This is a genomic window from Thermogemmatispora tikiterensis, from assembly GCF_003268475.1.
Taxonomy (GTDB): Bacteria; Chloroflexota; Ktedonobacteria; order Ktedonobacterales; family Ktedonobacteraceae; genus Thermogemmatispora; species Thermogemmatispora tikiterensis.
Map to the genome: position 1 here is coordinate 4,834,888 of NZ_MCIF01000002.1, position 18,973 is coordinate 4,853,860.

Genomic DNA, 18,973 nt, shown 5'->3' on the forward strand with positions numbered 1-18,973 from the left:
ATCTCAGAGGACCATCGTCACCTGCATCCCTCCATCGGGTAAGGGGAACCAGCCCGAAGCCCTGGCCTGAGCCAGAGCCGGGGCCGTCTCGCCCATCCAGCGCTCGCACGGGCGGCCATTGAGCAGCACCGTCTCAACGGGCGGCAGCCCGGCCAGCCCGCTCAACGGCAGCAGATGCAGCCCCAGGCGGCGTTTCGCCCCCGTCACCTCGATCGCCAGCGTCGTCCCCTGCCGGCGAGCCGACACCGTCGTCTCCCCGTCCAGATCGCAGAGCGTGAAGCTGCCGGTCCCTTCCGGCAGCAGATAGGCCTCGAAGACCACTGTTGCAAACGGCTCCTCGCGCACGAACGGCGCCGGCTCCGTCGTCGGAATCAGGGCATTGGCCCGCACATAGAGCGGAAGCTGCTCCAGCGGTGCCTGTACCTGCAAAGTCGTCGGCCCCTGCAGCACGGTCCGGCTCCAGAAATCGACCCACGTCCCGGCGGGCAGATAGACCGGGCGCTGGCCGCCGGCGCGATACAGCGGGGCCACCAGCAGCTCCGCGCCAAACATATACTGCAGATCCAGCGTATACGTCGCCGGATCATCGGGGAACTCCAGCACCATTGCCCGCAGTAGCGGCAGACTCGTGCGGGCCGCGATGCAGGCGTACGTATAGATATAGGGCAGCAAGCGATAGCGCAGGCGGGCATACGAGCGGAAGATCTCCAGGGCCTGCGGACCGAAGTCCCAGGGGAGGCGCGAGCTATTGCCGTGAGCGCGCGTCAGAGGAGAGAAGAAACCGAACTGGGCCCAGCGGATATACAGCTCTGGAGAAGGCTGGCCGGTGAAGCCGCCGATATCGTGGCTCCAGAAGGCGTGGCCGCACATCCCGATACTCAGCCCGCCGCGCAAGGTCGAAGCCAGCGCCGTGAAAGTGGCATTAGGGTCGCCGCTCCACTGCGCCGCATGGCGCTGGCCGCCGGCGTAGCTGGAGCGTCCCCAGACCAGGCCCGCGCGGCCCGTCTCCCGCGCCGTCACCTCGGCCACCGCATCGTTATAGAGCAAAGCGTACAGGTTATGCAAACGCTCGCCGGTAATCCCGCTATAGGCCACCACATCCGTCGGGATGCCCTCCCCGAAGTCCGTCTTAAAGACATCCACACCCAGGCGCAACTGCTCGCGCAACAGTCCCTGAAACCAGGCCACCGCCTCCGGGTGCGTCACATCCAGCATGGCCACCGGCGGATGAAAGCCGCCCCACAGATCAGCCACATACGGCTCGCCGGCGGCATTCTTCAGAAAGTAGCCGCGCGCCGCCCCCTCGGCAAAGCGCTCGCTGGCCGTTCCCAGATACGGATGAATCCACAGGCACACCTTAAAGCCCTCAGCCTTGAGCTGAGCGATCAGATCCGCCGGAGCGGGAAAGCGCTCCTCATCCCAGCGCACTTCAGACCAGCGTCCGAAGCGCTGCCAGTAGCAATCGAGGTGCAGCACATCGCAGGGAATCTCATGCTCGCGGATCAAGCGGGCCCGCTCCAGCACCTCGGCCTGACTATCGCGCTGGAAGCCCGAAGAGATCCAGGTGCCCAAGGCCCACTTCGGTGGCAGAATCGGAAAGCCCACCAGCGAGGCATAGCGCGTAATAATCGTCTTCAGATCCGGCCCGGCGATCACATAATAATCGAGAGCGCTATCGCGGCTGATCAGCGTAAACGTCGCCGTATTGCTGGCCACCAGATCGAAATCGACCGCGCAGGGGCTATCGACGAAGATCCCGTACTTGCGCGAACTAACCACGAAAGGCACGTTCTTATAGGCGCGCTCACTGAAGGCCCCGCCACAATCGCAGTTCCAGGTCGTGATGCGCTGGCCGCGCTTATCGAAATCCGTAAACTTCTCGCCCAGCCCAAAGAAATGCTCATCGGGTTCCGCCGTAAAGGTATCGTGGAAGGCCACCCGCTGACCGTTGACGCGGCTCAGCCCGAAGGGGAGAATCGTCAGCTTCATGCGCACGTTGGTCAGCTCGCTATAGTTTTGGGCCAGCAGCGTGCGGCCAGCGGCATCCAGGAAGCGCAGGCCGAAGGGACGTAGCGTGACCTCCAGGCGCAGCGCAGGGGAGAGCAGAGCCAGGCCCGTCGCCTGCTCCTGGACCAGCAGCGGAGCGTCTGCCGGGGGAGGGGGCAGCTCGTGCGCCAGGCGGACGCGCGTCGGATCAGGCTCCTCCTCCAGCACGACGCGCACGATGCCATCAGCCACCAGGCTCAGAGTGATCAGGACCGTCCCACCGCTGAGCGTACGCCCCTGGAGCCGGGCAGCCCGCTCGCTGCACTCCAGCAGCGTTGCCTCCACCACATAATCGGGACCATCCGTATCCTCTGGCCCCCGCACCGGCAAGCGCGGCGGCTCAGTCATGTACAGGTTGTACGGAAGCAAAGGAACCGGCTCTGCCATGAAAAGACTCCTTCCATGCGTAATTGCTTTGTCCGATAGTACCGACATCCTGTCCTCAGCCCGCCCGAGCTGTCCCCGTCTCTGCCCGCCTGAGCGGTGCTGGTCTGGGCCGGGCCTGAAAGTGACAGGCGACAGAGCGGGCACCTCACCCCTTGACAGGAAGGAGGAGGATCGGGTAAGCTTGCACATAGCAACGCCGTGGGAGCGATCCCACGAGGTATTGTACACGATACTTCAGCCAAAAGTAAATGTGTAACCGCCCTGAAGGCGCGCAGGTTGGCTCATGTCGCAATTAACGATCGAGGATATCGCGCGCATTGCCGGAGTATCTCGCTCAACAGTCTCGCGAGTGCTCAATGGGCAACCGAACGTCAGACCGAGCGTCAGAGACCGCGTGCAGGAAGTCATCAACAGCTACGGCTATGCGCCGCAGGCGGCGGCGCGGCAGCTCGTCATGCGCAAGACGCGTCTGATCGGACTGATCCTACCGGACAACGCCCATCATCTTTTTGGCAACCCTATCTTTGCCGAGATTGCGCGCGGCATGAGCCAGGTCTGTGCTCAGCGAGGCTATACCCCGATGCTCTTCATCGGGCGGCAAGACATGGACGAGGCTACCTTCTTCAGTCTCCTGCGGGGGCGCCACTTCGACGGTGTCCTCCTCATCAGCAGCGACCGCCAGGACCGCAGCGCTGCCATGCTGCGCGAGGCTGGCATGCCCTACGTGCGTGTCGGGCACGATCCCGAGGACGACCAGGACCTGCAATACGTAGACGTCGATAACGTCGCCGCGGCGCGCGTAGCCGTCGAGCACCTGATCGCCCTGGGGCATCGGCGCATCGCCATGCTCAAAGGGCTGGCCAAAGATGTCTGTACCCATGCCCGCCTCGAAGGCTACCGTCAGGCCCTGGCCGCCGCCGGCATCCCCTTCGACGAGGCCCTCGTCGGAGACGGCGATTGGACCCCGGCCAGTGGCTACGCCTGGACGCGGCGCTTTCTCGACCTGCCGGAGCCGCCGACCGCCCTCTTCTCGTCCAACGACATGATGGTCGCCGGAGTAGTGCGCGCCGTTCAGGAGCGCGGCCTCAACGTGCCCGACGATCTGGCCATCGTCGGTTTCGACGACCTCCTGCAGACAACGATGATCTTTCCCGAGCTGACGACCATCCGTCAGCCCTGCGTGGAAATGGGCATGCGTGCCGCCGAGCTGCTCCTTGATCAGTTGGAGCATAACCGCCGCGAGCGTGCGCAGATCATCCTGCCCACCACCCTCATCATCCGCGAGTCCTGCGGTTATCGCCGCCGAAGCGCGCATCTCAGCCCCCCAGCCGAGAGCGCGACCGCCGCCCTGGACGACGAGCAGCGCGCCAGCTGAACTGAAGGGCAGGCAGGGCGGGACGATCAGACCCACGCCAGCGAGAGGGAGCCAGCGAGAGTGGCCAGGGCTGGCAAGTGCCAGCCGCGCACAGAGAATACAGAATACAGAATCTCAGGTAGCCGGAAGGGGTTGAGCGGGAGCGCAAGGAAGCCGAACCGAAGGAGAGCAAGTCAGGCCAGGCCAGGCAAAGCGAGCGCAGCAGCAGCGTATCTGTGACCACAGAACAGGACAGAACGGAAAGGAATCGCCGGGAGTCGGCCATCATGGCGGGGCAGACCAGAGCGCGGTCAGCGCCGGGCCGGGCCGGCCACCGGGTAGCTCAGGGAGGAAGGAACACAGGCATGACCAGCCTGCGGCTCGAACACATCGTCAAGGACTACGACGGCCCCGGGGGACGCCAGCCGGCCCTACGCGACATCTCGCTAGAAGTAGGTGACGGCGAGGCCCTGGCCATTGTCGGCCCCTCCGGCTGTGGCAAAAGCACCCTTCTCAAAGTGGTCGCCGGCCTTGAATTCCCCACCCACGGACGCATCTACTACGGCGACCTTGACATGACCGAGATCAAGCCCCAGGACCGCGGCGTGGGCATGGTCTTTCAGGACTACGCCCTCTACCCTGCCATGAAGAGCAAAGGGAATCTCGCCTACTATTTCGAGCACCATGCCTACACCCACGAGCAGATGGAGGAGCGCGTCCGGCGCACCGCCGAACTGATGGGCGTTGACTTCCAGCACCTGCTTGGCCGCTTCCCCGAGACCCTCAGCGGCGGCGAGCAGCAGCGCGTCGCCATCGCCCGCTGCATCGTGCGCGACCCCACCATCTTTCTCATGGACGAACCGATCGTCAATCTGGACGCCAAGCGGCGTGAGCAGACGCGCATCGAGATCAAAAAGCTACTGCGCACCTTCCGCGTCACCACGCTCTACGTCACCCATGACCAGCAAGAAGCCATCTTCATGGGCGATCGCCTGGCCGTCATGCGCGCGGGGCGCATTGAGCAGGTGGGTAGCTTTGACGACCTCTACTATGCGCCGGTCAACCTCTTCGTGGCCACCTTCATCGGCAGCCCGCCCCTCACTGTCCTGCCAGCCGCCCTCAGCGAGGGCCGCCTGCACATCGCCGGGCAGAGCTGGCCGCTGCCCGAGGAGCTAGCCGGGCACCTGCCATCAGGCCCCCTGCGTCTGGGCGTGCGCGCCGAGCACTGGCTGCGCGACCAGCCGGACGGCCTGCCGCTGGAGATCAGCCATAGCGAGCGCATCCCCACCGAGCGCATCGCCCTCGTACACGGTCACTGGCTGGGGCAGCGCGTCATCGTCTCCCTGCCGCTGGAGGAGGCCGACGACAGCCGTGGCCTGCAGCGCCTGCGGCCCGACTGGGAGCAGCTCCTTTACTTTGCCGCCGATGACGAGCATCTCCTCTACAGTCCTGGCCCGCCCGCGCTCTTCTAGGCCAGGCGCGGTAGCCTCTGGAGGGAAGGAGCCAGCCGCCAGCGCGCCGGCCAGTGGCGGCGAGAGCCGCGGCGGACATCAAGACAGCAACCGGAAGAGCAGATAACGTGCAAGGAGTACACAGAGAGGAACAGCAGAAGGAGAAGCCTATGGGTCTGGCCAGCGGAGGCATCGTCATCGAGCATCTCGTCAAACGCTTTGGTGAACGGGCCGTCGTCGATGACCTCAACCTGCACATCCAGCCGGGAGAACTCTTCGTCCTCGTCGGTCCCTCCGGCTGTGGCAAAACCACCACCCTGCGCCTGCTGGCCGGACTGGAGCCGGTCAGCGACGGGCGCATCTACTTCGGCGAGCGCCTGGTCAACGACATCCGCCCGCGCGACCGCAACGTCGCCCTGGTCTTTCAAGACTACGCTATCTTTCCGCACCTGACCGTCTTCGAGAACATCGCCTACGGCCTGCGTGCTCGCCATGCGCCCCGCGACCTGATCCGCGAGCGTGTAGCGAACGCGGCCCGTCTCTTCCGCATCGAGCACCTGCTGAGGCGCAAGCCGCGCCAACTCAGTGGTGGCGAGCGGCAGCGCGTTGCCCTGGCGCGGGCGCTGGTGCGCGACGCCGCCCTCTATCTCTACGATGAGCCGCTGGCCAACCTGGACGCCCAACTTCGCCATCAGGCCCGTGAAGACATCCTGACCCTGCACCGACAGAAAGGGCAGCCAGCGGTCTACGTCACCCACGACCAGGCCGAGGCGATGGCCCTTGGCGACCGCATTGCCGTCATGCGCGACGGTAAGCTCCAGCAAGTCGGCAGCGGCCTGGACCTCTACGAGCGGCCCTGCAACCAGTTCGTCGCCTTCTTCATCGGCTCGCCGGGCATCAACCTCTTCGAGGTCGAGGTACGTCCCGACCAGGACGGGAGCCTGCGCCTGGTCCATGCGGCCTTTCGCCTGCCCGTGCCCGAAGAATTTCAGGCGCGTGTTGCCCCCTACACGGGCCGGCGTCTCAACCTGGGCATCCGGCCCGAGCACCTGCAGCCCCCGCGCCGCGCCGACTTCGCCGTCAGCGAAGACAGCACCATTCGCGGCCTGGTCAACGTCATCGAACCGACCGTCAGCGGCTGCACCGTCTACCTGAGTACGCTGGAGCCGACGCCGCGCGACTTCGTGGCCACCCTCAAAGCGCGCCTGCCCGGCAGCTATCTCGGGCGTGAAGTGCCGCTGGCCGTCAACCTGCGCAAGATCCATCTCTTTGACCCCGAAGATGGGCAAGCACTGCTCCACGGTCCCATCGCCACCGGTGACCGGCCCGTCAGGGTGACAGTCAGCCCGTCAGGAGGGCCGACGGACGGTCCGGCGGAGCAGCCAGCGAGCGAACGAGAGACGAGCGAAGCCAGCACACAGAGGGAAGAGCAAGCGTGAGCACACTCGAAGTACAGGATCTCGTCAAGCGCTATGACGGGCGCAGCATTGTCGACCACGTCAGCTTTCGCGTCGAAGACGGAGAATTCTTCGTCCTGCTCGGGCCATCGGGCAGCGGCAAGACCACTGTCCTGCGCATCATCTGTGGCCTGGAGCAGCCCGACGAAGGGCGCGTCCTGCTAGGGGGCGAAGACGTCACCCGCCTCAGCCCGCGTCAGCGCAACGTTGGCATGGTCTTTCAAGACTACGGCCTCTACCCAAGCATGGACGTCTACGGCAACATTGCCTACGGCCTGGAGAACCAGCGCCTGCCGCGGGACGAAATCCGGCGCCGCGTCCTGGAGGCAGCCGAGAAGCTGCAGCTCACCCCCTTGCTGCGCCGTGGCATCGACACCTTAAGCGGCGGCGAGCAGCAGCGCGTGGCTCTGGCCCGCATCCTGGCCCGCGACGCCAATGTCTTTCTCTACGATGAGCCGCTGGCCAACCTCGACGCGCGCCTGCGCCATCAAGCGCGGCGTGACGTCCTGGCCGTGCACCGCCTGCGCGGCGTCCCCAGCCTCTACGTCACCCACGACCAGAGCGAGGCCCTGGCTCTGGCCGACCGCCTGGCCATCATGGCCGCAGGACGCCTGCAACAGGTCGGCAGCCCCAACGAGCTCCTGGAGCGCCCCGCCAACCTCTTCGTGGCCCGCTTCCTGGGCAACCCCCCGATGAACCTGCTAGAGGGAGCGATCGTCAGCGAAGAGGGGCGCTATCTCTGCCAGCTTGGCGCGCTACGCCTCCCCCTCGCCGCCGCCTGGCAGAGCGTGCTGGCCGCGCGTCAGGAGCCGCGGATCATCGTCGGCCTGCGCCCGCGTGAGATCGTACCGCCCTGGGAGCTGGAGCAGGCCGAGGCGACGGCCCCGCTCTGTCGCTGCCCGGCGCGCGCCCTGACGGTCGAAGCCCTGATCGGTGAAGTCGAGGTCACCCTGGAGCTGCCAGCAAGCCAGGGACCGGCCCCGCACCTGGTGGCGGTCTGGCCGGAGCCGGAGGAGCTGACCGATCTGCCGGAAGAGGGGACGGAGCTGCAGATTGGCCTTGATCCACAGCGTCTGATGCTATTCGATCCGCACTCCGAGCAGGCTTTGCAAACTGAGTAGAGTTATGTCGTAGCAAGCTTGACAGTTATCCTTTTGTCAGGTACACTAGCACTAGATTTGTGGGAGCGATCCCAAGACTGAAACTTGAGTGAGAGCCACTATGAAGCGGAGCTATGCTTCTCCGCACACGCGGTTGAACTGATGTACAGCTAAGACAGACGGCGTCGACGGCAGGCGCGCAGAGTACTGGAAGGAAGGAACGCAGGCGAACAAGCAGACAGGCAGCGCGTTACGTAACGGAGGCCAGACCGACAAGGACGAGACAAAGCAAAGGGTTTCAGATGCAGGACGACAGGATGGACCCAGACCATTCAACAGCTTCCAAAGAAGGAGATGACATCATGGATGACGAGACGCGCACCCTTCTAGAGCCGCTGCTCGCGTCTGAGGGGACCCTGACGCGCCGGCAGCTTCTGCGCGCTGCGGCTGCGGGGAGCGTAGCCCTGGCGGGTGGGGCCTTACTGGCCGCCTGTGGAGGGAGCAGCTCCAACACCGTTGTCAACGTCACGTTTCTGACCAATGGCTGGCCGGGCGATGCCATGCCCACCGCTGATCAGCAGAAAGGCAACATCACCCTCAAAGCCTACGCTGACGCCCTGGCCGACTGGCTCAAGAAGAATCCCGGCGTCAAGATCAAGCACACTGACACCAACATCTGGAGTCAGTCCGCGGTCACCCAGGCCATCGCTGCCGGCACGGCCCCGACCTGGTTTGAAGGCAACATCCTTGGCTCTTTCATCAACAACGTCGTGCGCAGCGCCTTTGCGCGTGGCCTGGCGGCGGACGTCACCGACCTGGTGGTCAGCACCAGGCTAGAGAGCCAGCTCACCGATATTTACCTGCCCGTCTACCGTAGCTGGAAGGTCAACGGGCGCTACTACGGTACCCCAGGCGGTTATGGAGCCGGCGACGGCATGTATTTCCGCCGTGACCTGATCCAGCAGAACGGGCTGGTTGAGCCGACGCCGGGCTGGACCTGGAGCGACTTCCGCAAGCTGGCCAAGGCCCTGACCAGCGCCAACATGAAAGGGGCGGCCCTCCAGTTCTACGTCTTCGACCAGAGCCTGCAGGCCAATGGCCTCAACTCTGGCGCCACCGGCTACGGCGGCCTGGGCCTGGAGCCGACGCCCTCCAACGCCTGGCCCTGGCGCTACAACCTCACGCCCTGGCTGAGCCAGTACGAGCAGGTCATCGAGAACTGGCGCGGCATGTACTTCACGGACAAATCGATTACCTCCTCGCTCTCGACCGGCGACAGCGACGTGGCCCAGGCCTTTGCCCGTGGCGACGTAGCCATGATGGCCAACAATACGGGTTTCTTCACGCGCCCGGTGACCGACCCGACGAGCGCCATCAACATTGCCGTCAAAGTGGGTAAGCCCTTTGAGGAGGTCGTCGGCTGGATCTCGCACCCCATCGGCTACCTCGGCTCCTTCGGAGCCACGCAGGCCGGCTCAGCCATCGGCTCCATCGATCCCCATCTGCAGCGCAACAAGCCGGCCCTGGCCAAAGCCTTCGACTTCCTGGTGCAGTTTATCATCGGCGAGGAGCTGGTCAAGCAGCGTCAGGAGATCTACAAGGTCACGCATGACCTCAAGGATGTCTTCCTGGAGGTGCCGCCGATGTCGAAGCTGCAGATCAACTACGGCATCAATGGCACGGCTGAACAGGCCTGGGGCAAGCTGACGATGCAGGCCGTCAACGCCGCCGCTGCCATCCCGCAGCTCCCCGACCCTGGCCTCTACTTCCCGGCGGAGCAGAATCCGGGTCCGACGGGCGACGCCTGGAACGATGCCAACTCTGGCCTGGCCTACACCCAGGACAGCATCCCGGCGGTGCTCATGAAGCTGCAGAACGTCCAGAACGCGCAGTTCGCCTCGCTGTCCTCCAGCGTGTCGAAGGATACCTTCATTGCCAGTGCGAAGAAGTTCTTTGCCGATCTCGATGCCTTCTGGGCCAGGTACGCCCCGCTCTACTCGGCGGAACTCTTCCACCCCTGGTATGTGCAGAAGGTTCTGCCGGCTCTGGGAGGCTGAGCCTGGCGGTCTCCTACCGAAGCAGACGTACCCTCCCCGGCCTCCTGCGCAGGGCCAGTGTCGCTGTACTGGCTGGCAGGGCTGGCGAGCCGGGCCCCGACGGACCCGCCAGCCCTGGCCAGTCCGCCCTTCTGGCGCCCTGCGCTCCCCCGACGCGCTTCTGGCCAGGGAAGATAGCGCCCTGGCGAAGCTGGCGCAGCGGCGGGCGCCCTCCTGGATTGAGCACGGCCCGGGCCGTATTCAGAGCCAGGCACAGTGCACAGGCCGGTCGGGTCGGTGAGGGTAATAGAAATGGAAGCAAGTGGCCCTCTATGGAAGGAAGTACGAGAGCAATGTCTGAGCCGCTCACCGAAGTAGCGGTTCCAGCGAGCGCGAGCGAAGCGGAGCAGCCGGCCCAGGCTCAGCGCCTGCGGCGGCGCAGCCGGCTAGAGACCTGGCTCTTTCTGTTGCCGGCGGCCCTCTTTCAGCTTGTCTGGGGCTGGTATCCGCTGCTGATGGCCTTTCTCATCAGCTTCACCGACGCCCAGCCGATGCTGCCCAGCCATTTTACCGGACTGGCGAGCTATCTTCGGGTCTGGAACGATCCCCTGGTTGGGCAAGCCTTTCGCGTCACCTTCTTCTACGGCAGCATGCTGGTAGCCCTGACTTTCATCTTCCCGTTGCTGATTGCCATCTTCCTGATGGAGCTGCCGCCTCGCCTGATGCGCTGGATGATGATCCTCTGGTTTCTGCCGATCAGCGTCATCGCCAACAGCATCCTATGGCGCTACCTCTACAATGAGCAGTACGGTCTGCTGGAGTACATTGCCACCGAGATCCTCCATCTGCCGCACCAGCCATTTCTCAACGATCCCCATCAGGTGCTCTTCTGGCTGGTCTTCCCGGCGGTGGTCGTGGCGGGACCGGGCGTCGCCGGCCTGGCCTATATGGCGGCTCTGCAGGGCATCCCGCGCTCCTACTTTGAGGCGGCGGAGATCGAGGGGGCCGGCTTCTGGCGCAAGATCTGGACCGTCTCCCTGCCGCGCCTGCGTCCAGTGATCGCTGTCATGCTGGTCTACGGCATCATCCAGGGGCTGCAAGACTATACCTGGCCGCAGATTCTCACGGGCGGCCAGCCCGAGGGGGCCAGTCGCACGGTGATGCTCTACCTCTTCTCCTATATCCAGAACCAGCGCTACGCCGATGCCACTGCGCTCTCGATCTATCTCTTCCTGGTGATCTTTGCCATCGTGGTGCTCTTCCGCACCTTCTTCAAGGAGGACCCGGATGCCTGACCGGGCACGAGCGCGCAAGTCAGTCAGGTAGCAGAAGGAGTGTGTTTGTTGTGTCTATGCTTTTCCCAAAGGTTGGCAGAAAGCAGCCCTTGCTCAGGCTGGGCTGGTGGTTGATGGTGATCCTGTTGTCCCTGGGCGTCCTGACCCACCTGGTGCCGTTCTATATCATGATCGTGACCTCGATCACGCCAGCGCAGGACACGCTATCGACGACGCCCGTGCTCTGGCCGCTGCATCCCACGCTGGCGGCCTGGAAGCTGGTGATCCAGTGGGCCCAGAACAGCGGCTCCGGGGCTTTGCTGGCCGGATCGGCGGGAGAACCGTTCTGGGTCTATTTCTGGAACTCGTTCTTCATGACCTCCGTGACTCTGCTGATCTCGCTGCCGGTGACCTCGATGGCCGCTTATGCTACCAGCAAACTGCTGCGTGGACGGCGCGCACGCTGGACCTTCCTCTTCTTTATCGGCACCCTGATGATTCCGCTGGCGGTGCTGTTGATACCGATGCTCTTCCTGACGCTCAATTTCCCTTTCGCTCTACCGGGGGCCTCCATTCCCAATCTGCCGGGCACCGATCAGCCTTTTCCGACGCTCTCGCTCTACGATACGCCCTGGGCCATTATTGTGCCGGGTATCTTCAATGCCTACAATTACCTGATCTTCAAGGGCTACTTCGACACGATCCCCGACTCGGTGCTGCAGGCGGCGCGCGTCGATGGTGGCTCGGAGTTCAACATCTTCCGCCGCATTGTCTTCCCGATGAGCGTCCCGGTCTACTCGGTAGTGGCCTGGATTCAGTTCTATGCCGTCTGGGACAGCTTCCTGTGGCCGCAGCTGGTGATTCAGAGCAACGATAAGGCTCCGACGGCCCTGGCCATATACACGGTCATGAACAATTTTATCAATTCGGGCGTGATGGACCGCGCTACGGCCCTGAGCCAGTCGGCGGCCATGCGCTCGGCCCTGGCGGCGGGCCTCTCGTGGAATGGCCTGATGGTGCTGGCCCTTCTGCAGACCTTTCCGATCTTTATCATGTTTATTCTCTGCCGTGAGTATCTACTGCGCGGTGTGCGTATCCAGGGCCTGAAGTAGGCCCGCTTCCGTCTCGCCTGGGTGGCCAGCCGACTCGTCTGGGCAGGCGTCGGCGAGCATTCGGCTGGCCGACGACATCAACGGGTACCGCGGGGCACGGCGGGTAGAAGCGACAGACAGCGCGTCTGCATACCTGCCCGCCGTGCCGGTGCTGTCTGCCATGCATTTTAACGCATTTGTGACATATTTATTGGGTTCTGTTGTGCTTTCCGGGCACAGGGAGAACAGAGACGATGCCGTTCTTTGAAGAGTTCGAGGCCGATGTCCTTCCAGAGGGGACCCTGCGCCGTCCAATCTGGGGCGCCTTTGCCCTGTTGCGCGATCAGTTAGAGCGGCTGGTGGCTCTCAACGTGGGCTGGGCCGTACAGCTGGTACCAGCGCTGGTGGCTCTGGCCTGGCCGGTGCTCCCGCTGGCGCTGCGCCTGCCCCTGGTGCTCTACAGCGCCCTGGCCCTGATGCCGGCGACAGCCGTGCTCTTTAGCGGCGTAGCTCGCCTCAACCGTCAGGAGCCGCTGGACCTGGCGACGGTGCGCGACGAGCTGGGTCGTTTGCTCCTGCCGAGCCTGCGCACGCTGGCGCCGCTGCCGGGCCTCTGTGGCCTTCTCTGTCTGCTGATCGTTGTGGTCGGTCCGCTGCAGCTCTTGCCGCTTGATGTGCTGTTGCGTCTGTTACTGCTGATTTTGGGCTTCAGCGCTGTCTACTGGGGGCCGCTCTTCCTGGTGGAGCCGGGGCAGGGAGCCTGGTCGCTGCTCTGGCAGGCGCTGCGCCTGGCCTGGCGCTATCCGTTGCCGACCGCTGGATCGCTCTTGCTGGCCCTGGCGGTGATGCTTGTCGGCTATCTCTCGATCGCCGGCTTCTTCCTGATTGCACCGGTTCTGGCGGCCCTGCTGCTATGGAGGCGGGCGCTGGTGCTGCTGGCGCGTCGCGGTGAGTTGAAGGTAGGCGTGCCATGACAACGATGAGGCCGCGTAATCCGCGTGACGTCACGACCGGCTATCGGCTGGCGGAGGCGCGACGGCTGATTGCGGAGCTGCGGCGGGTGGCGCAGCAGCCCTCACTGATCCTCTTGCCGCGAGCCTTGCGCCTCCTGGTGCGAGGCATCGATCTGCTGGCCCGGCCCCTGGCCTTGACCCTGGGACCGGCGCGTACCCTGGTTCTCAACGAACGCACCCGCAGCGAGTGCGAGGTCCTGGCCGACGCCAGCACCATTGCGCGGCGCGTGATCGCCCTGCGCAGTCGCAGCGACAATCTGGGGGCGATGTTGTTGCGCAAGATGGCGCTGGAGCTACACGAGCGCTATGGCGATGGGGTAGCGCTGGCAGCGGTCATGGTGCGGTCCCTGGTGCACGAGGCCTGTCGCCGGCTGGCGGCGGGGGCCAGTCCGCCGGCCCTGGTGCGTGGACTGCAGCGGGCCGTCGAGGCGGCGGAGGCGGCTCTGGAGAGTCAGGCTCGTCCGTTGGGGAGCTGCCGGGAGGTGCAGGCTCTGGTTTTGGGGGCGACGGGCGATGTGGAACTGAGCGAGGTGCTGGCGCGCATGTTCGAGGTGCTGGGGCCGTGCTCGACCATTGTCACTGAAGAGCTGCCCAGGCCCGGTCTCGACCACGAGTACATTCGTGGTGGCAAGTGGGATGGCTACATCCCGGCGCGTGCCCTCCTGCCGGAGGGTGAGGCCGGGCTGATCCTGCGCCAGCCCTGGATTGTGCTCGCCGATGAGGAGCTGCGCGAAGTTGAGCAGGTGCTGCCCATGCTGGAGCTGGTGCTGGCCGAGCCAGCCCGGCCCCCTCTGCTGGTGGTCGCCCGCGCCATTCGCGGGCCGGCCCTGACCATGCTGACGGCCAATCACGTGCGCGGCCTGGTGACGCTCGGCCTGCTGGTCCTCTCCAGCGGTGCGACCCTGGTGCACGATGATCTGGCCGATATGGCGGCCCTGACCGGTGGTACGGTGCTCTCGGAGCTGACTGGTACGCTTTGCCGTCATCTGCGGCGCGAGCACCTTGGCCGCGCGCAGCAGGCGATCCTCACCCCCACAGGGGTGACGCTCATCGGCGGTCAGGGACGGACGCGCGATATTCAGCGGCGCCTGGCGGCGGTGCGGGCCGAGCTGCGCGAGGCCGCGCGCGGGAAACAGAGCGAGTGGGGGTTTCTGCGCCTGCGTCTGGCGCGTCTGACGGGCGGGATTGGCATTCTCAAGATTGGAGCTGTCAGCGAGCATGAGCTGGAGCTGAGAAAAGAGCAGGCGGAAAAGGCGCTGCGCGTCTTGGAAGCGGCCTACGAGGGTGGCCTGGTGCCTGGTGGAGGAGTGGCCCTCCTCAATTGTCTGCCAGCTCTGGAGGGGGCGCGTGCCTCCTGTGCCGACGCTGACGAATGTCAAGGGGTAGCGCTGCTGGAGGCTGCGCTGCAGGAGCCTTTTTTGCAGATTGTGCGCAATTATGGAGCTGTGCATCCACCGCTGGTGTTAGAGGAGGTGCGTCGCCGGGGGGCCGACTATGGCTTTGATGCCCTGCGTGGTGAGGTGGTCTCGATGTGGGAGCGGGGCATCCTGGACTGCTGCAGCATTGTACGTGGGGCATTGCGAGCGGCAGTCAGCCTGGCGACGATGCTGGTGACGACCGATGCGGTGGTTTTTCACGGGTGAGCTGCGAGCAGGTCAGCGATCTGAGCTGAGCCGGCGCAGGCGAGAAGGTCTGCTGCTCGACAGGGCCTGGGCTGTGACTCTGTGGCCGCTGAACGGTGAGGGAACGGGCGCGCTTGCGGCTTTCTGCGATAATGACAAGAGGCTGACGGTGCGGCGCCTGCTGGGCTGGGCGCTGAAACTGAAGCTGTGCCGTAAGCAATGAGGAAGGAGGTGTTTGCTTTTGAGCATGACCACGGGGAGAGGATCAGAGTCAGACAGGCAGACGTGGCGTGAGCTGGAGGTGCCGGCCTTGCCGACGCCAGTCTATGCCCTGGCCCCGGCGCCGGGGCGCTTGTGGGCCGGTGGTCTGGGAGGTATCGCCTGCTATCGAGCGGCTTCCGAGAAGCCGGGAGAGGTAGAGGCTGGAACGTGGGAGCCGGGGCCGGTGCTCTTGCCGCCGGCTCCGGTCACGGTCCTGCTGGCCTATGGCAATCTCCTGCTGGCCGGGGGGAACGGTGGTCTGGCATATTCGCTCACGGGTGGCGCAGGTTGGCAGCGAGCCGAGATCGAGGACGGAAGCGTTGGGGTGACGGTGCTGGCGCCCTCGCCGACTTTTGGCAGCGACAATACCTTGCTGGCCGGGACGCTGGCTAATGGCCTCCTGCGCAGCAGCGATGGCGGGCGCACCTGGCGCAACGTCTCCTTTGGTCTGCACAGTCAGGAGATCACCGATCTCCTCTGGCTGGACCGGCTGGCGGTCCTGGCGGCCACCGATGAGGGGATCTATCGCTCGCGCGACGGTGGCCGCGGCTGGCGACGGGTCCTGGAGAGCAGTGAGGGAGCGGTCGAGGTCTTGACGCGCCTGCCGGGTGGGGAGGTGCTGGCGGTGCTGGAGGATGGCACTCTGCTACAGGCTGATGCCGAAGGCGAGCGCTGGCAATCCCTACAGGCGGTGGTGGACCTGGAAGGGGTCCATCCTCTGTCGCTCTTCACGACGGAGGCCGGCACGCTCTTGCTGGGAACGCAGCGCGGCCTGCTCCGCTCGACCGATGGCGGCAGGAGCTGGCAGACGGTCGACGGGCGGATGGTGCATATCTGTCGCCAGGGCCGCGGCCAGGACCGGCTCTATGCGGGCACTGCTGAAGGGGTGCTGGTCAGCGACGACGATGGTCACAGCTGGCGTGCTCTTCCAGCGCCGCCGCTGCATGATCTGCTGCGTCTGCAGCCCCAGAGTGAGCGTCTGTGGTTGCTGGGGACACATACGGCCCCGCTGCAGGCCAGGCTGACAGAGGAGGAGGCGGGCGAGACGGCGGAATGGCAGCGCCTGCAAGGGCTGAGCCTGCCGTTGACCGGCTGCGCCGCCGTCGACGACGAAACGCTGCTCTTGGCGGGACCCGAGGGCCTGCTGCGCCTCTGGCCGGCCAGCGGTGAGCATCAGCTCTTGCTGAGGGAGCCGCTGGAGGGCAATACGCTGATCACCTGGGCCGGTAGCGCTCCGAACCGTCATCTCTGGGTGGCCAGCGGCGATGGCCGCCACCTCTGGCACAGCGCTAACGATGGCGCAAGCTGGCGCCAGTTGACGCCGCCGTTTGGGGTGACGCTCCTGGCGGCCCTGCAGGCCACCCCCGAGCATCTGGTGGCGGCGACCTATGATCCACGGCAGTACCATGTCTGCCTCTGGTATTCAACCGATGATGGGAGCAACTGGATACGCGGACTGGAGGCCGATACCAACTGGCCGCTGGTAGCTAGCTGCGCTGAGCCGCTGGCGCTGGGTGTCGGCAATATCCTGCTCCTGGCGGGACCCGACGGCAACTGGCGCCGCAGTGCGGTCGGCCACGGTGGCGGTGGTATTCGGCGGATAGTGTCCTGCGAGCGAGCCGGGCAGCGTCTGCTCTTCGTGCTGGCGGGCGGCGGCATCTTCCGCTCGGATGATCTGGGCCAGAGCTGGCAGGCTCAGCATGAGGGGCTGCCGCTGGTGCGGATTGCCGATATTGCCTGTACGTCAACATGGCTCGTGGCCTTGCTCAGCGGAGGAGTGGTCTGTCTGCGTCGCCTCTAGGGAAAGGAGGCACCAACGATGACCAGGCGCTACGATGTCGTCATTATCGGCGGCGGGCCGGCGGGCAGCACGGTGGCAGCCCTGACCCGCCGCTATGCACCGCAGTTGCGTCTACTATTGCTCGAAAAAGAGGCTTTTCCCCGCCACCATGTGGGGGAGTCGCTGCTGGCGGGGGCCTCGCCCGTCTTGGAGGAGATGGGCGCCTATGAGAAGGTGGCCAACGCGGGCTTTTTGGAGAAGCTGGGGGCGACCTTTATTTGGGGGCGCAGCCGCGAGCCGTGGGGCTTCGAATTCGATGAGCTGATCTCGCAACTCGTGGCTCAGGGCAAGCGCCTGCCGCGACTCTACACGCGGGCCTGGCAGGTGCGGCGTGCTGAGTACGATGATCTGCTGCTGCGCCACGCCGCCAGCCTGGGGGTCGACGTGCGTCAGCGGGCGCGGGTGACGCGCGTGCTCTGGGATCGCGCCCCTGAGCAATCGGCGAGCGAGGAGGGGGCCGACGGCTCAGGCGGCCAGCCTGGGGCGGCGCCGCGGGCCATCGGCGTCGAGTTTATCGATGAGCGTGGCCCGCAGACGGTCTACTGCGATTGGGTTCTCGATTGCAGCGGACAGCAGGCCCTGCTCGGCCACGCCCTCAAACTGCGTGAGTACGATGCTCAGATGAACAACTATGCCCTCTTTGCCTACTGGCAGGGGGCGAAGTGGCTCTATGAGTATACCGGCTACCCGGAGCTGACGCGCATCTGCATCATCACGACGCCGCGTGGCTGGATCTGGTATATTCCTTTGAAACGCGATGTCATGAGCGTGGGCTTTGTGACCCATCGCCAGACGCTCAAACAACTGCCCGCGGGACCGGATCAGCTCTATCTGGAGGAGTTGCAGGCCTGTGATGAGGTGCGCGATCTGCTCAAGGAGGCCCATCTGACGCGCATTGCTGCCGATCAGCGGCGCGATGTCTGCGCTATTCAGGACTGGTCGTACCGCAGCCGCCAGATGGCCGGACCCGGGTGGGCGATGGTTGGCGATGCGGCGGGCTTTGTCGATCCGATCCTCTCGTCGGGTGTGATGCTGGCCCATGAGCTGGGGCAGAAGGCGGCCTACACTCTGGTGTCGAGCTTTGCCTGCAGCAACGATGAGGAGGTCCGCCGCTATTGGGAATTTTATGCCCAGACCTATCGCACCTATTTGCAAGCCTATCGCGATATGGCGGCGTTTTGGTATAGCAATAACTTTTCGCTGGAAAGCTGGTTCTGGCAGGCGCGGCGCATTCTGGCGCGCAGCGGCAGTGAGCTGAACCTCTCGGATCGCCAGGCTTTTACGCGCCTGGCCTCGGGCTATGCGACGCGAGCGGAGTCGCTGAGTCTCTTCGGCAGCTACCCCCTGCATGAGGCGCAGCAGCTGGTCAATGGCCTCTTTGGCGCACCCTATTGCCGCGAGGAGCTGGTCGCCCAGTACGCCGGGCGCCCGTTGCGTCTCAAGGAGGTGGAGCTGAGCGAGGGCCTCTACTACTATCAGGGAGCGGTGCGCCAGACGCGGCGTGTGCTTAATCGGCAGACGGGGCGCTATCTGGACCTGCATCCTGGTGAGGAGGTGCTGCTCTCGCTCTTCGACGGTGCACATACCCTGGCTCACCTGGAGGAGACGGCGAAGGCGCTGCAAGCCCTGCCGCAGACGGAGCGCTTGCCGTTGCGTTCGGGCCTTGAGCTGCTGGTACAGCTAGAGATGATTGGGGTGCTGGCCTAGAGCTTGCTGGCTGTGCGTGCTCCCCCGACCCTGGAAGAACGCAGGCCGTGACAGGCCATCACAGACGGGCGCGGCTGCCACCTGGTCAAGGCTGCCGGCGCCCCTTTTTTTGGGGGGGTCGGTTGCCGGATATTATTGCTGCAATCGCTCACTGTGCTGTGAGGAAGCGCGAAGCAATCGAATAAGCGATCTGCTGTTCAAGTAGATCCTTCCATTTTTGGACGATGACCAGGTATACTCTCTTCTGAACGATGAGAACAAGGCGCTCTCTTTGCCTCTTGTCCAGCCTGGCAGGTTGGCGAACCTGTGCCGCCTGGATGGGCGGCAGTCTCCA

The 18,973-nt window shown here is 64.8% G+C and carries 12 protein-coding genes; 11 read left to right on the forward strand and 1 reads right to left on the reverse strand.

All coding sequences use genetic code 11. The features are described 5' to 3' along the window. Positions 1-3: 3 nt before the first annotated feature. Positions 4-2,433 (reverse strand): TIM-barrel domain-containing protein, encoded by a 2,430-nt coding sequence (locus tag A4R35_RS19360; protein WP_112432287.1) that lies wholly within the window; start codon positions 2,431-2,433, stop codon positions 4-6. A gap of 283 nt (positions 2,434-2,716) precedes the next feature. Here A4R35_RS19360 and A4R35_RS19365 point away from each other — a divergent pair, with 283 nt between their 5' ends. The 11 genes from A4R35_RS19365 to A4R35_RS19420 all read left to right on the forward strand — a co-directional run bounded on the left by A4R35_RS19365 (position 2,717) and on the right by A4R35_RS19420 (position 18,639). Beyond that, positions 2,717-3,808, forward strand: coding sequence for a LacI family DNA-binding transcriptional regulator (locus A4R35_RS19365; RefSeq protein WP_112432289.1), 1,092 nt, complete (start codon positions 2,717-2,719; stop codon positions 3,806-3,808). Between the two features lie 344 nt (positions 3,809-4,152). Then, positions 4,153-5,259, forward strand: a complete 1,107-nt coding sequence (locus tag A4R35_RS19370) for an ABC transporter ATP-binding protein (RefSeq protein WP_189362051.1) — start codon at positions 4,153-4,155, stop codon at positions 5,257-5,259. Between the two features lie 149 nt (positions 5,260-5,408). Then, complete coding sequence (locus tag A4R35_RS19375; RefSeq protein WP_112432293.1) at positions 5,409-6,677, forward strand: ABC transporter ATP-binding protein; 1,269 nt, start codon at positions 5,409-5,411, stop codon at positions 6,675-6,677. Continuing rightward, complete coding sequence (locus A4R35_RS19380; RefSeq protein WP_112432295.1) at positions 6,674-7,816, forward strand: ABC transporter ATP-binding protein; 1,143 nt, start codon at positions 6,674-6,676, stop codon at positions 7,814-7,816. The genes A4R35_RS19375 and A4R35_RS19380 overlap by 4 nt, the downstream gene beginning before the upstream one ends. A gap of 341 nt (positions 7,817-8,157) precedes the next feature. Further along, positions 8,158-9,852: an ABC transporter substrate-binding protein gene (locus A4R35_RS19385; RefSeq protein WP_189362053.1), complete on the forward strand. Its 1,695-nt coding sequence runs from the start codon at positions 8,158-8,160 to the stop codon at positions 9,850-9,852. Between the two features lie 332 nt (positions 9,853-10,184). Then, positions 10,185-11,126, forward strand: a complete 942-nt coding sequence (locus A4R35_RS19390) for a carbohydrate ABC transporter permease (RefSeq protein ID WP_189362055.1) — start codon at positions 10,185-10,187, stop codon at positions 11,124-11,126. Positions 11,127-11,182: 56 nt separating this feature from the next. Next, entirely contained in the window at positions 11,183-12,217 is a 1,035-nt protein-coding gene (locus tag A4R35_RS19395; RefSeq protein ID WP_112432301.1) for a carbohydrate ABC transporter permease, read from the forward strand. A 233-nt stretch (positions 12,218-12,450) separates the two neighbouring features. Further along, the gene (locus A4R35_RS19400) at positions 12,451-13,170 is read left to right on the forward strand and encodes a hypothetical protein (RefSeq protein ID WP_112432303.1); all 720 of its coding nucleotides are present in this window, start codon (positions 12,451-12,453) and stop codon (positions 13,168-13,170) included. After that, the gene (locus tag A4R35_RS19405; protein WP_112432305.1) at positions 13,167-14,852 is read left to right on the forward strand and encodes a TCP-1/cpn60 chaperonin family protein; all 1,686 of its coding nucleotides are present in this window, start codon (positions 13,167-13,169) and stop codon (positions 14,850-14,852) included. Before A4R35_RS19400 ends, A4R35_RS19405 begins: the two co-directional genes overlap by 4 nt. Before the next feature lie 226 nt (positions 14,853-15,078). Continuing rightward, positions 15,079-16,893: a YCF48-related protein gene (locus tag A4R35_RS19415; RefSeq protein WP_112432309.1), complete on the forward strand. Its 1,815-nt coding sequence runs from the start codon at positions 15,079-15,081 to the stop codon at positions 16,891-16,893. A gap of 18 nt (positions 16,894-16,911) precedes the next feature. Then, positions 16,912-18,639, forward strand: coding sequence for an NAD(P)/FAD-dependent oxidoreductase (locus A4R35_RS19420; protein ID WP_112432311.1), 1,728 nt, complete (start codon positions 16,912-16,914; stop codon positions 18,637-18,639). The last annotated feature ends 334 nt before the right edge of the window (positions 18,640-18,973 follow it).